Raw genomic sequence first — 13,176 nt, 5'->3', positions numbered from 1 at the left:
ATGGGAAGGGCCCCGATGGCGGGGCCCGGCGGGCAGTCAGGCGGTTTCCAACTGCTTGAGCGGAATCCGTTCGAATTCCTTCTTCAGCGGCTGCTGGGCAATGCGTTCCTGCCACGGGTCCTGCTCCAGCGACAGGGAGAACTGCAGGCGCGCATTGAGCGCACGGCGGTTTTCCGGGTCTTCCAGCACGGCTTTCCTGATGCGTTCCATGCCGACCCGTTGCAGGTAATGCACGGTACGTTCGAGGTAGAAGGCTTCTTCGCGATAGAGCTGGAGGAAGGCACCGCTGTACTCGCGGACTTCGTCGGAGGTCTTGAGCTTGACGAAGAACTCTGCCACCTCGGTCTTGATCCCGCCGTTGCCGCCGATGTACAGCTCCCAGCCCGAATCCACGCCGATGATGCCAATGTCCTTGATGCCGGCTTCGGCGCAGTTGCGCGGGCAGCCGGAGACCGCCAGCTTGACCTTGTGCGGCGACCACATGTTGAACAGGTCGTGCTCAAGATCGATGCCCATCTGGGTCGAGTTCTGCGTCCCGAAGCGGCAGAACTCGCTGCCCACGCAGGTCTTCACGGTGCGGATGGACTTGCCGTAGGCGTGGCCGGAAGGCATGTCCAGCTCCTTCCAGATCGCCGGCAGGTCGTCCTTCTTGATGCCGAGCAGGTCGATGCGCTGGCCGCCGGTGACCTTGACCATGGGCACCTGGTACTTGTCGGCGACGTCGGCGATGCGGCGCAGCTCGGCGGCGTTGGTGACGCCACCCCACATGCGCGGAACCACCGAGTAGGTGCCGTCCTTCTGGATGTTGGCGTGGGCGCGCTCGTTGATCAGGCGTGACTGCGGGTCGTCCTTGGCTTCGCCCGGCCAGGTGGAGATCAGGTAGTAGTTCAGCGCCGGGCGGCAGGTAGCGCAGCCGTCCGGGGTGCGCCAGTCCATGAAGCGCATGGTGCTGCTCAGGGTGATCAGGTGATGGTCGCGGATCGCCTGGCGCACCTGGCCGTGGTTGAGGTCGCTGCAACCGCAGATGGCTTTCTCGCTCTTGGGCTTCACGTCCGCCGCGCCGCCCACGGTACTGATCAGGATCTGCTCCACCAGCCCTGCGCAGGAGCCGCAGGAACTGGCGGCCTTGGTGTGCTTCTTCACCTCGTCGACGCTGAACAGGCCGTTCTCCTGGATCGCCTTGACGATGGTGCCTTTGCACACGCCGTTGCAACCGCAGACTTCGGCGCTGTCGGGCATGCTCGCCGCGCTGCTTTGGCCCTGGTGGCCGACGTCGCCCAGACTGCTTTCGCCGAACATCAGGTGGTCGCGGATCTGCGCGACGTTGTGGTTCTCGCGGATCTGCCGGAAGTACCAGCCGCCGTCGGCCGTATCGCCGTAGAGGCAGGCGCCGACCAGTACGTTATCCTTGATCACCAGTTTCTTGTACACGCCGCCGATGGGGTCGGAGAGGGTGATGGTCTCGGTGCCTTCGCCGCCCATGAACTGGCCGGCGGAGAACAGGTCGATGCCGGTGACCTTGAGCTTGGTGGAGGTCACCGAGCCCTGGTAACGGGCGAAGCCGAGCATGGCCAGGTGGTTGGCGCAGACCTTGGCCTGCTCGAACAACGGCGCCACCAGGCCGTAGGCGATGCCGCGGTGGCTGGCGCATTCGCCCAGCGCATAGATGCGCGGGTCATAGGTCTGCAGGGTGTCGTTGACCAGGATGCCGCGGTTGCAGGGCAGGCCGGTCTTGTCCGCCAGTTCGGTGTTGGGGCGGATGCCGGCGGCCATTACCACCAGGTCGGCGGCGATCACTTCGCCGTCCTTGAAGCGGATGGCGCAGACACGGCCGTTGCCGTCGTCGATCAGCTCTTCGGTGTGGGTGTTCAGGCGGAAGTGGATGCCGCGCGATTCCAGCGCTTCCTGCAGCAGCTTGCCGGCGGTGCGATCCAGCTGGCGCTCAAGCAGCCAGTCGGAGAGGTGCACCACGGTGACGTCCATGCCGCGCTGCTTGAGGCCGTTGGCCGCCTCCAGGCCGAGCAGGCCGCCGCCGATGACCACCGCGTGGCTGTGGCTGACGGCGGTGTCGATCATGGTCTGGGTGTCAGCGATGTCGCGGTAGCCGATCACGCCCTGCAGACGGCTGCCCGGCACTGGCAGGATGAAAGGGTTGGAACCGGTGGCGATCAGCAGGCGGTCGTACTCGGCCTCGGTGCCGTCTTCGGCATAGACCTTGCGGCGATGACGGTCGATGCGGCTGACCTTGCGGTTGAGCAGCAGGCGGATACCGTTCTCGCTGTACCAGTTGAGGTCGTTGAGGACGATGTCCTCGAAGGCCTGCTCGCCGGCCAGCACGGGCGAGAGAAGGATGCGGTTGTAGTTGGGGTGGGGCTCGGCGCCGAACACGGTGATGTCGTAGAGGTCGGGCGCGATCTTCAGCAGTTCTTCGAGGGTACGCACGCCGGCCATGCCGTTGCCGATCAGTACGAGCTTGAGCTTTTTCATGTCAGGGCTCCGTCACGCAAAGCTGAAACACGGAAAACAAAAAAGGCGTCCCGCCGGTTACCCAGCGAGGACGCCTTTGTCCAAGTCCCGTTCGATCGGGAAGTGCGAGCCTCTTCGTTGAGGGACGCGCTTTTGTAGATTGTTGGTGGGGTCATTGCAGAGGCTGTGCCAACTTGCCTGGGCCCCGGTTTCCGGCGCTTCCGGGTAGATCGTCCGACTTATCGGCCTTTCTGCTGCACTGCGGTGAGGCGGTCTGAACCGAACTGGTGCGCCTTCACCCTCCGTGCAACAACCAGAGCAGCAGCCCCAGGTTGATCGCCAGCGAGGCCAGGGCGATGCCGCGCCAGACCCGTAACGGCTCGCGTTCCAGCAGGGCGCGCGGGCGTGCCGGGGCCTGCCGTTCGCCTTGCTCCAGGGCGAGCAGGCATTCCTCGGCAGTTTCGAAGCGCTGTTGCGGCTGCACGGAAGTCAGTTTCGCCAGCCAGTTGTCGAGCCAGGCGGGCACGTCCGGGCGATAGCGGCTGGCCGGGGCAGGGGTACCGAAGCGCGGATGCTGGAAGGCTTCGATCTCGCCGTAGGGGTAATGGCCGCACAGCAGGCGATAGAGTGTGACCCCGGCCGCGTAGAGGTCCTGACGGGCGTCCGGCGCCGCGCCCTGGAAGGATTCCGGTGCCAGGTAGCTTGGCGTGCCAGGCAGGTCGTGCGGGTCTTCCTGCGACAATCCCGGACAGTAGGCCAGGCCGAAGTCCAGCAGGCGCAGCTCGCCGTCGTCGGCCCAGTGCAGGTTCTCCGGCTTGATGTCGCGGTGCAGGATGTTGCGCCGGTGCAGTTGGCCCAGGCCACGCAGCAAGCGCTGGGCGAGGTCCAGCCAGTCGGGGAGGGGGAGCGGGCCGTTGAGTTTCAGGTGCTCGTCCAGCGTCTGCCCCGGGTACTCGCGCATCACGTAGTACAGGTGCTGGCGCTGCGGCAGGCTGTGCAGCTCGGGAAAGTAGCGACCCTGCACGCGGCGCAGGAACCACTCCTCCAGCAGCAGCGCCTGGGCAGCTTCCGGGGAGTCACGCAGCGCCGGCGGCAGGGTCTTGAGCAGCCAGGGGCGACTCTGCCGGTCGCGCACGCGGTAGATCAGCGACTGGCGCGACTGGGCCAGCTTGCCGATGACCTGCCAGCCTTCGAATTCCTGGTCGTCTCGCAACGTGGGTGGTGCGGGCCAGTGGTCGAGCTGGGCGAGGGCGTCGCCGAGGCTTGCGGGCGGCAGTTCGTCTACTCGCAGGAGCAAGGCGCTGGCGTTGTCCAGGCTGCCGGCCAGATGTGCGGCGCTGACCAGTGCGTCGGCGCAGGCTTGCAGGCTCTGTGCGTCCTCCAGCAGGCGCTGGATGGCGCTGTCGCCCAGGGCGGCCCAGATGCCGTCGCTGACCAGCAGAAAGCTCTGCCCGGCTTCCAGTTCGCCATCACAGTAATCCACGACCAGGTGCTGATCGAGGCCCAGTGCGCGCTTGAGCACATGCTGCATGCCGGGCTGTTCCCAGACGTGATCCTGGGTCAGGCAATCCAGAACGCCCGCGTGCCAGCGATACAGGCGGCAGTCGCCGACATGGGCAAGGGTAAAGCGCCGGCCTCGTAGAACCAGCGCAGTGAGGGTCGTTAGCAGCGGCTGGCCACCGCCGTTGGCCTGTAGCCAGCGGTTCTGCGAGATCAGCAGGCGGTCCAGGGCCTGGGCGACGGCCCAGGTCTCGGGGGTGGCGTAGTAGTCGACGGCCAGCGCCTCCAGTGTCAGGCGCGCGGCCAGGCCGCCGTCGGCGCAGTGGCTGACGCCGTCGGCGATGGCGAACAGATGCCCCTTGCTGGCGGCCAGCCCGGCGGGCGGGGTGACCACCCGCAGGGCATCCTGGTTTTCGTCTCGCGGGCCGGTGGCGCTGGCCTGGGCGAAGCTCAGGCGCAGCTCTTTGTAGGAGCGAGCTTGTGACCCACAGGGATGTGGGGAATGCCGAATATTGTCGGGAACAGAGTCGGCCTCGCGAACGCCTGTCACGGTGACCTCCGCATGAAGCGGTTCGCGAGCAAGCTCGCTCCTACAGGCCATGCTCAGACTCGCGCCGCGGTAACGGCGGCGCTGCCCCAGGTGGTGCGCCAGCGCGCTTTCACGGCGTGCAGGCCGAACCAGGCGAGTACGCCGAGGCTGGCGAACAACCACAGGCCGATCTGATAGTCACCGGTGGCTTGCTTGATTGCACCCAGGCCCGCCGTCAGGCAGAAGCCACCGATGCCGCCAGCCATGCCTATCAGGCCGGTCATCACGCCGATGGTCTGGCGGAAGCGCTGCGGCACCAGCTGGAACACCGCGCCGTTGCCCGCGCCGAGGCTGAGCATGGCGACCACGAAGAGGCTGAGCGCAGCCACCGCGCTGGGCAGGTGGAAGCCCACGGCGGCAATGCAGATCGCGGCGACGGTGTACATCACCAGCAGGCTGCGGATGCCGCCAATGCGGTCGGCCAGGGCACCGCCCAGTGGACGCATCAGGCTGCCGGCGAAGACGCAGGCGGCGGTGTAGTAGCCGGCTGTCACCGGGTCGAGGCCATATTGGTCGTGGAAGTAGCCGGGCAGGGTGCTGGCAAGGCCGAGGAAGCCGCCGAAGGTGACGCTGTAGAAGAACATGAACCACCAGCTATCACGGTCGCCCAGGGCCTTCAGGTAATCCCCCAGGGATTTTGCCGGCGGCCGCTCCGGGGCGTTGCGGGCGAGCAGGGTGAACACCACCAGGGTCGCCAGCAGCGGGATCAGCGCGAAACCGAAGACGTTCTGCCAGCCGAAGGCAGCGGCGATGGCCGGGGCGAACAGCGCGGTCAGCACGGTCCCGGAGTTGCCGGCGCCGGCGATGCCCATGGCCTTGCCCTGGTGCTGCGGCGGGTACCATTGCGACGCCAGCGGCAAAGCCACCGCGAACGAAGCGCCGGCCATGCCCAGCAACACGCCGAGAATCATCGCCTGCTCCAGGCTGTGGATGCCCAATTGCCAGGCGCCAAACAGCGCGCAGATGACGATCACCTGGCCGAGGATGCCGGCGGCCTTGGGCGACCAGCGATCGGCCAGCAGGCCCATGAGGAAGCGCAGGATGGCGCCGGAGAGGATCGGCGTGGCGACCATCAGCGCGCGCTGCTGGGTAGTCAGTTGCAGATCGGTGGCGATCTGCACCGCCAGCGGGCCGAGGACGTACCAGACCATGAAGCTCAGGTCGAAGTACAGGAAGGCGGCAAACAGGGTCGGCGCATGGCCGGCTTTCCAGAAACTCGTGTTCATCGAACACCTCATCAGCAACGGTAGAGGAGCCCGGTCGTGCGCCGCGTGGCAGCCGCCGGGTTCGAGAAGGTCGTCGGGGCTGATGACGTTTTGACGCAAGCCGCGTTGCTGCGACAAATCACGCCAGGCTAGGCGCGGGATGCAGGAAATGGTCATTCCCTTTTCAAGTCCCGCAACGACACATGGCGCCGTCGCGGTCGCGGTCGCGGTCGCGGCAAAACGTCATCAGACCCCAGTGCCCCTGCGCCGGGGCAAACGAAAAAGGCGTCGCTCCACCCACCGCACTGTGCGGGTGTGGATGCGACGCCTTTGTCGAAGTCGGGTAATCGCCGTTGATTACCATCGCCTTGTGCAGAGCAAGGCGCGGGCCAAAAGGGGAAACGTAGTCGGATCAGTAAGTTAGTAGATGGTCAGGTTCTACGCTTGTGCCCCAACGGGGCGCACGCGCGAATGACGTGCTCCCCGTTGGGGCGATTCAGGGCGCCGGCGGGGACGGGAAAATCACCACCGGCCCCTTGGGCGTCCCGCCGGGCGGTACGTAGTCAGGAGCCCTGTTTCCGGCTGCACCAAGGTGGCGGACGTAGCGATAGATTCCGCGCAAGTCGGCTTCGTCCATGATGCGCAGCGTGTGGGATGGCATCGGCGGACGGAAGTTGGCCTGGCGCGCTATGGCCAGCCATTGCTCTTCGTCATAGGCCTGCATGGCCAGGCGCAGGTTGCTGGCATACGTGGTGCCCCAGGGACCGCTCCAGCCGAGCTGGTCACCGGTGAGCCAGGTGTTTTCCGGGACCTTCTCCGGAGCGAGGATGTAGCCGGCGGTATGGCAGTCGTTGCAGCCGGCGACCTGCACCAGATAGCGGCCGCGCTGCACCGGGTCGGTTTCCGCCGCCAGGGCGAGTGAAAGCAGGGAGTGGAAGGGTAGGCACAGACAACCGGACAGCGCGCCCACCCGAAGGAAGGACGGCATGCTGGAATCTCCTCTGAAGGCTGATGGGTACAACTCCAGAGGTATAGCGCGCCGCCGCTTCGCTTGCTGCTCAGTCGATCCGGTTGACGTTGGGGAAGGTGTCGCGGAAGGCCTCGGGGATCGGCACGACCTTGTTGGTCTTGTAGTCGAAGAACACGAAGCCGGACTTGGCCATGGCCACCAGGGTGTCGTCGGCCGGGCGGGTGATGCGGAAGATGATGTCGCCGCCGTACTTGTTGAAGTCCATCACGCCGACCTCGAACAGCAGTTGGTCGCGGGCGTGGGCCTCGGCGCGGTAGGTGGTGGCCAGGTCGGTGACGATGATGCCCGTCTCGCGGATACCGTAGTCGAACAGGAAGCGCGCGCGGGCCTCGGAGATCATCGAGATCATCGAGTCATTGCCCAGGTGGTTGGCGCCGTTGATGTCGGTGACACGGACGGTGAGCTTGGTGGTGTAGATGAAGAGTTCTTCGGGGAATTCCAGTTTCAGGCGGGCCATGGGCGCTCTCGATGACAATGCGGCGGGCAGTGCGGTGGTTGTGTGGGCGTGCCTTGCATTCTACGCGCAGCCCGCCCGCCCCGCGCCTCATCAGGGCAGTGAATGGCGTTTCAGCGATGCGCCATGTTCAGGTGGAAGATGGTCACGCGTGCGCCCTCGCTGCTGTTGCCGTAGTTGTCGTTGATGTAGGCGCCGGCCTTGAAGTAGAGCAGTTGCTTGGACCAGGTGGTGCTGAGGATCTTGCGGTAGTAGTTGGCGCGGCCGTCAGAGGTCTCCACGCGGATTGCCAGGTTTCCCACCGAGGTGACGCGCAGGCTGTAGTTGAAGGCCTGGTCCAGGGCGATATTGTCGATCAGCGGGACGTTGATGCTGGCGCTGTCGTCAGGGTGGTTGCGCACCAGGGCTTCCAGGCGCCCACTCTGCAGGGTGGGCAGGTAGTGGTACTGCAGCTTGACCAGCGGTTCGCCGTTGCCGGTGTAGGGCGAGCGGCTGTGGATCTGGCCAATGATGATCTTGTTCTTCGACGGCACCTGCTGGACGCTCATGGTGACGCGCAGTTCGTTATCGCCCTGGTTGTAGTACCAGTTGGAGACTTCGCCGTTTGGTGTGGTCTCGCGCAGCTCGCTGCGTGGGTAGACGCTGTCTGAGGTGTGCGAGCCAGTGACGGGCACCCAGAACACCACCTGGCTGCCGCCGCGCTGGAAGTAGCGGCTTTCATAGCCTCTGGCGATCTGTTGGGTGGTGACTTCGGTGGGGCTTGGGTCGGTAGGAACGCTGAGGTTCCAGGTGCTGAGGTCGATCATGGGCTTGCCCTTGCTGGGCCGCGAGTGCGGCGAGGTCGGGTGGCGCCGAGGTGCCTAGCCGGCGGCGACCACTGCGATGCGTCATCGAACCCTGCCGATGGCGCTCCGGGGCCCGGCCAGATGACCGGGCGGCCGCAGCATAGGGCCTGACCAGCGAGGCGGGGGCCATCTGAGTGGCTGGCGAAATGATCGCGCCTTGCCGCCGCTGGCAGTTGGCCGGCCTCACCTTTTTAAGGTCAGTGCCCCAACATCTCGTGCATAGCGATGATCTGTTCGGCCACCTGCACCAGTTTCTGCTGACGGCCCATGGCCTGGCGGCGCATCAGGGTATAGGCCTCTTCCTCGGCGCAGCCTTTCATCTTCATCAGCAGGCCCTTGGCGAGCTCGATGCGCTTGCGCTCGGCCAGTTGCTGCTCGCGGGCATGCAGTTGGGCGCGCAGGGCCTGGTCGCTCTCGAAGCGCGCCATGGCAACGTCGAGGATCGGCTGCAGGCGCTCGGCCTGGATGCCTTCGACGATGTAGGCGCTGACCCCGGAGCGGATGGCCCGGCGCATCACCTGCGGGTCGTGCTCGTCGGTGAACATGACGATGGGGCGCGGCTGGTCGCGGCTGACCAGCACCACCTGTTCCATCACGTCGCGGCCGGGGGATTCGGTATCGATGAGGATCACGTCAGGGTGCAGGGCTTCCACCCGTTGCGCCAGGTCGACCGTGAGGCCTGATTCGTCGATGACTTCGAAGCCACATTCGACCAGGGCAGCTTTGAGGCGCCCGACCTTCTTCGGGGTGTCGTTGATCAGCAGGACGCGCAGCATGTTCAACCTCGCTTCGCCAGGGCATTCAGTTCGAAGCTGTGGGCGTAGCCGGCCGGATCGCTGCCATCCCAGAGGCGGCCGTCGATCAGGGTCGAGGCGCGCATCTCGGCGTTCGGCACGCTGACGCCGACGGCGCTGGCGGCTTCGCGATACAGGTCGAGATGCTGCACCTGGCGGGCGATGCCGAGGTAATCAATATCCTCGCGCAGCAGCCCCCAGCGGCGGAACTGGGTCATGAACCAGATGCCATCGGAGAGCCAGGGGAAAGTGGTCTGGCCGTTGTTGAAGAAGCGCAGTGGGTGGGCATCCTGCCAGGCGTGGCCGAGTCCATCCTCGTAGCGGCCGAGCAGACGCGGCTGGATGCTGGCGAGCGGGGCGTCGACGTAGTCTTCGCTGCAGATCAATTGGGCAGCGCTGCGCAGGTTGTCCTCGCTGGTCTCGATGAATCGACTGGCGTCGAGCAGGCTCATCACCAGCGCGCGGGCGGTGTTGGGGTATTGCTCGACGAAGGCGCGAGTGGTGGCGAGCACCTTTTCCGGGTGGTCCGGCCAGATCTGCTGGCTGGTGGCGAGGGTGAAGCCCATGCCTTCGTCCACCGCCAGGGCGCCCCAGGGGCCGCCGGCGCAGAAGCCGTCGATGCGTCCGGCTTTCAGGTGCTCGACCATCTGCGCCGGCGGCACGACCAGGCTGCGCACATCCTGCAGGGGATGGATGCCGTGGCTGGCCAGCCAGTAGTAGAGCCACATCGCATGGGTGCCGGTGGGGAAGGTATGGGCGAGAGTGAGTTGTGCACCGTTCTGGCGCACGTGGCGTTGCAGTGCTTCAGTAGAGGTCACGCCGTCACGCATCAGCGGAGCGGAAAGGTTGATCGACTGGCCGTTCTGGCACAGGCCCATGAGCACAGCCATGTTGGTGGCCGGGGCGCCGCCCAGGCCCAGTTGCAGGTCGTAGATGAGACCGTAGAGGCTTTGCGCCGCATCCAGTTCGCCGCTGAGCAGGCGGTCGCGCAACCCGGCCCAGGAGTTCTGCCGCTGCAGGTTGAGGGTCAGGCCATAGGGCTGGCCAAAGCCCTGGGTTGCGGCGACCACCAGCGAGGCGGAGTCGGTGAGGGCCATGAAGCCCAGGTTGAGCGCGGTCTTCTCCGGCGCATCGGAGCCGGCCACCCAGGCCAGGCTGTCCGGCAGTGAGCTGGTGCTGCTGTCGATCATCTCCACCTCTGAACGCACTCTCAACACAAAAAAGCGCCGCGCCACCCGCCATCAAGGGGAGGTGGCCGCGACGCCATTGTCGGAGCGATCCGCCGTTGGATCGCAGGTGTCAGGAGTGCAGCAAGGGCTGTGCCAGGGGCGGTGCGGAAAAAAGAAGCCCCGCCATGGAGGGCGGGGCGCAGAGGAAGGGAGCGCACCTCTGGAGGGTTCCACAAGGGCACCTGAGCACGGATATCGGCAGGAGCCTGCTGTCCACATTAGCCCCGGACGCTCCCGGTGCAACCGGTCAATAAGTATTAGGCCCATCGTTAGGGTAGGGGTGAAGCCCTCTATTTCGGGCTTTACAGAAAAGAAAAGCCCCGCACGAGGCGGGGCTTTTCATCACGCTAGGAGTCTCAGACCTGGACGGCCGGGATCTTCGCGTTGGCTGCAGCTTCGCGGAACTCGGCGATCTGGTCGAAGCTCAGGTAGCGGTAGATATCGGCAGACATGCTGTCGATGTCCTTCGCGTAGGCCATGTACTCCTCGATAGTCGGCAGTTTGCCGATGATCGAAGCGACAGCGGCCAGCTCGGCGGATGCCAGGAACACGTCGGTGGCGTCGCCCAGGCGGTTCGGGAAGTTACGGGTCGAAGTGGAGACCACGGTGGAACCGGTCTGTACGCGAGCCTGGTTACCCATGCACAGCGAGCAGCCTGGCATTTCCATGCGCGCGCCAGCCTTGCCGTAGATGCCGTAGTAGCCTTCCTCGGTCAGCTGGTGGGCGTCCATCTTGGTCGGCGGAGCCAGCCACAGACGGGTCGGAATGCCACCCTTGACCTTGTCCAGCAGTTTGCCGGCAGCGCGGAAGTGACCAATGTTGGTCATGCAGGAACCGATGAAGACTTCATCGATCTTGCGGCCTTGCACGCTGGACAGCAGACGGGCGTCGTCCGGGTCGTTCGGAGCGCAGAGTACCGGCTCCTTGACGTCGGCCAGGTCGATCTCGATGACCGCGGCGTACTCGGCGTCCTTGTCGGCTTCCAGCAGTTGCGGGTTGGCCAGCCAGGCTTCCATCGCTTGCGCGCGGCGCTCCAGGGTGCGGGCGTCGCCGTAGCCTTCGCCGATCATCCAGCGCAGCAGAGTGATGTTGGACTTCAGGTACTCGGCAATGGCCTCTTCCGGCAGCTTGATGGTGCAACCGGCAGCCGAACGCTCGGCGGAGGCGTCGGACAGCTCGAAGGCCTGTTCGACGGTCAGGTCGTTCAGACCTTCGATCTCGAGGATGCGGCCGGAGAAGATGTTCTTCTTGCCTTTCTTCTCGACGGTCAGCAGGCCAGCCTGGATCGCGTAGTAGGGGATCGCATGGACCAGGTCACGCAGGGTGATGCCCGGTTGCAGCTTGCCCTTGAAACGCACCAGAACCGATTCGGGCATGTCCAGCGGCATGACGCCGGTGGCTGCGGCGAAGGCCACCAGGCCGGAACCGGCCGGGAAGCTGATGCCGATCGGGAAACGGGTGTGCGAGTCGCCGCCGGTGCCGACGGTGTCAGGCAGCAGCATGCGGTTCAGCCAGCTGTGGATGATGCCGTCGCCCGGACGCAGGGAAACACCGCCGCGGGTCATGATGAAGTCCGGCAGGGTGTGGTGGGTCTTGACGTCGATCGGCTTCGGATAAGCAGCGGTGTGGCAGAAGGACTGCATGACCAGGTCGGCGGAGAAGCCCAGGCAAGCCAGGTCTTTCAACTCGTCGCGGGTCATCGGGCCAGTGGTGTCCTGGGAACCGACGGTGGTCATCTTCGGTTCGCAGTAGGTGCCCGGACGTACGCCCTGGCCTTCGGCCAGACCGCAGGCGCGGCCAACCATCTTCTGGGCGAGGGTGAAGCCCTTGCCGCTGTCGGCCGGCGCTTCCGGCTTCTTGAACAGGTCGGAGGCGCCCAGACCCAGTTCGGCGCGGGCCTTCTCGGTCAGGCCACGGCCAACGATCAGCGGGATACGGCCGCCGGCGCGGACTTCGTCCAGCAGAACCGGGGTCTTCAGCTCGAAGGTGGTGACCACTTCGCCGCTGTCATGACGCACGACCTTGCCTTCGTACGGGTATACGTCGATGACGTCGCCCATGGCCAGGTTGGTGCAGTCGAATTCGATCGGCAGGGCGCCGGCGTCTTCCATGGTGTTGTAGAAGATCGGGGCGATCTTGGTGCCGAAGCAGAAGCCGCCAGCGCGCTTGTTCGGCACGTAGGGGATGTCGTCGCCGAAGAACCACAGCACCGAGTTGGTGGCGGACTTACGGGACGAACCGGTGCCGACCACGTCACCGACGTAGGCAACCGGGAAGCCCTTGGCCTTAACGGCTTCGATCTGCTTCAGCGGGCCGACGGAGCCCGGCTGGATCGGCTCGATGCCGTCGCGGGCCATCTTCAGCATGGCCAGGGCGTGCAGCGGGATGTCAGGGCGCGACCAGGCGTCCGGAGCGGGGGACAGGTCGTCGGTGTTGGTTTCGCCAGGGACCTTGAACACGGTCAGGGTCAGCTTCTCGGCGACAGCCGGACGGGCCTTGAACCACTCGCCATCGGCCCAAGACTGCAGCACGGCCTTGGCGGCGGCGTTGCCTTTCTTGGCGCGCTCGGCGACGTCGTGGAAGGCATCGAACATCAGCAGGGTGTGCTTCAGTTGCGCGGCGGCAACTTCGGCCAGCTCGGCGTTATCCAGCAGCTCGACCATGGTGGCGATGTTGTAGCCGCCTTGCATGGTACCCAGCAGCTCGAGGGCGCGGGTCTTGGAGAGCAGCGGGGAGGTAGCTTCACCCTTGGCAACGGCGGACAGGAAACCAGCCTTGACGTAGGCAGCTTCGTCAACGCCCGGCGGTACGCGGTTGGTGATCAGGTCGAGGAGAAATTCTTCTTCGCCGGCCGGCGGATTCTTCAGGAGTTCGATCAGACCAGCGGTCTGTTCGGCGTTCAGCGGCTGGGGCACGACGCCCTGGGCGGCACGCTCTTCTACGTGTTTGCGATAGGCTTCAAGCACAGTATTTCCCTCATCAGTGGTCCCGGAGGACGCGTATCCAGGAGACCCCTCCGATCCATTCGTCAGGCATGGTGGACGGTAATCCACTGACCTACGAC

9 protein-coding genes are annotated in these 13,176 nt (G+C 65.3%); all 9 read right to left on the bottom strand.

Annotation, left to right across the window (positions count from 1 at the left end):
- Positions 1–36 precede the first annotated feature (36 nt).
- The 9 genes from nirB to acnB all read right to left on the bottom strand — a co-directional run bounded on the left by nirB (position 37) and on the right by acnB (position 13,078).
- Positions 37–2,487 carry a nitrite reductase large subunit NirB gene (nirB, locus tag AC2T4A_RS24075; RefSeq protein ID WP_486741983.1) on the bottom strand — a complete coding sequence of 817 codons (2,451 nt, stop codon included), beginning with the start codon at positions 2,485–2,487 and terminating at the stop codon, positions 37–39.
- A gap of 274 nt (positions 2,488–2,761) precedes the next feature.
- Entirely contained in the window at positions 2,762–4,426 is a 1,665-nt protein-coding gene (locus tag AC2T4A_RS24070) for a bifunctional protein-serine/threonine kinase/phosphatase (RefSeq protein WP_486743727.1), read from the bottom strand.
- Positions 4,427–4,569: 143 nt separating this feature from the next.
- A complete protein-coding gene (locus tag AC2T4A_RS24065) occupies positions 4,570–5,781 on the bottom strand; it encodes a nitrate/nitrite transporter (RefSeq protein ID WP_416746665.1) in 1,212 nt (403 codons plus the stop codon).
- A 475-nt stretch (positions 5,782–6,256) separates the two neighbouring features.
- Entirely contained in the window at positions 6,257–6,748 is a 492-nt protein-coding gene (locus AC2T4A_RS24060) for a cytochrome C (protein WP_486741982.1), read from the bottom strand.
- A gap of 70 nt (positions 6,749–6,818) precedes the next feature.
- Positions 6,819–7,247, bottom strand: a complete 429-nt coding sequence (locus AC2T4A_RS24055; protein WP_416746669.1) for a thioesterase family protein — start codon at positions 7,245–7,247, stop codon at positions 6,819–6,821.
- 110 nt (positions 7,248–7,357) lie between these two features.
- Positions 7,358–8,050 carry a polysaccharide lyase family 7 protein gene (locus tag AC2T4A_RS24050; RefSeq protein WP_416746671.1) on the bottom strand — a complete coding sequence of 231 codons (693 nt, stop codon included), beginning with the start codon at positions 8,048–8,050 and terminating at the stop codon, positions 7,358–7,360.
- A 236-nt stretch (positions 8,051–8,286) separates the two neighbouring features.
- A complete protein-coding gene (locus tag AC2T4A_RS24045; protein WP_478378347.1) occupies positions 8,287–8,865 on the bottom strand; it encodes an ANTAR domain-containing response regulator in 579 nt (192 codons plus the stop codon).
- 2 nt (positions 8,866–8,867) lie between these two features.
- Positions 8,868–10,073, bottom strand: a complete 1,206-nt coding sequence (locus AC2T4A_RS24040; protein ID WP_478378348.1) for a CmpA/NrtA family ABC transporter substrate-binding protein — start codon at positions 10,071–10,073, stop codon at positions 8,868–8,870.
- 395 nt (positions 10,074–10,468) lie between these two features.
- Positions 10,469–13,078 (bottom strand): bifunctional aconitate hydratase 2/2-methylisocitrate dehydratase, encoded by a 2,610-nt coding sequence (gene acnB, locus AC2T4A_RS24035; RefSeq protein ID WP_478378349.1) that lies wholly within the window; start codon positions 13,076–13,078, stop codon positions 10,469–10,471.
- Between the last annotated feature and the right edge of the window lie 98 nt (positions 13,079–13,176).

The organism is Pseudomonas sp. PVC-3-1 (assembly GCF_057444315.1).
The sequence above is the reverse complement of the archived record's forward strand: the minus strand, read 5'-3'. Positions and strand labels throughout refer to the sequence as shown.

Bases quoted from the DNA above. Each gene is read 5' to 3' on its own strand.
- AC2T4A_RS24055 (WP_416746669.1), bottom strand. From the start codon at position 7,247: ATGGCCCGCCTGAAACTGGAATTCCCCGAAGAACTCTTCATCTACACC.
- nirB (WP_486741983.1), bottom strand. From the start codon at position 2,487: ATGAAAAAGCTCAAGCTCGTACTGATCGGCAACGGCATGGCCGGCGTG.
- AC2T4A_RS24050 (WP_416746671.1), bottom strand. From the start codon at position 8,050: ATGATCGACCTCAGCACCTGGAACCTCAGCGTTCCTACCGACCCAAGC.
- AC2T4A_RS24065 (WP_416746665.1), bottom strand. From the start codon at position 5,781: ATGAACACGAGTTTCTGGAAAGCCGGCCATGCGCCGACCCTGTTTGCC.
- AC2T4A_RS24040 (WP_478378348.1), bottom strand. From the start codon at position 10,073: ATGATCGACAGCAGCACCAGCTCACTGCCGGACAGCCTGGCCTGGGTG.
- AC2T4A_RS24045 (WP_478378347.1), bottom strand. From the start codon at position 8,865: ATGCTGCGCGTCCTGCTGATCAACGACACCCCGAAGAAGGTCGGGCGC.
- AC2T4A_RS24060 (WP_486741982.1), bottom strand. From the start codon at position 6,748: ATGCCGTCCTTCCTTCGGGTGGGCGCGCTGTCCGGTTGTCTGTGCCTA.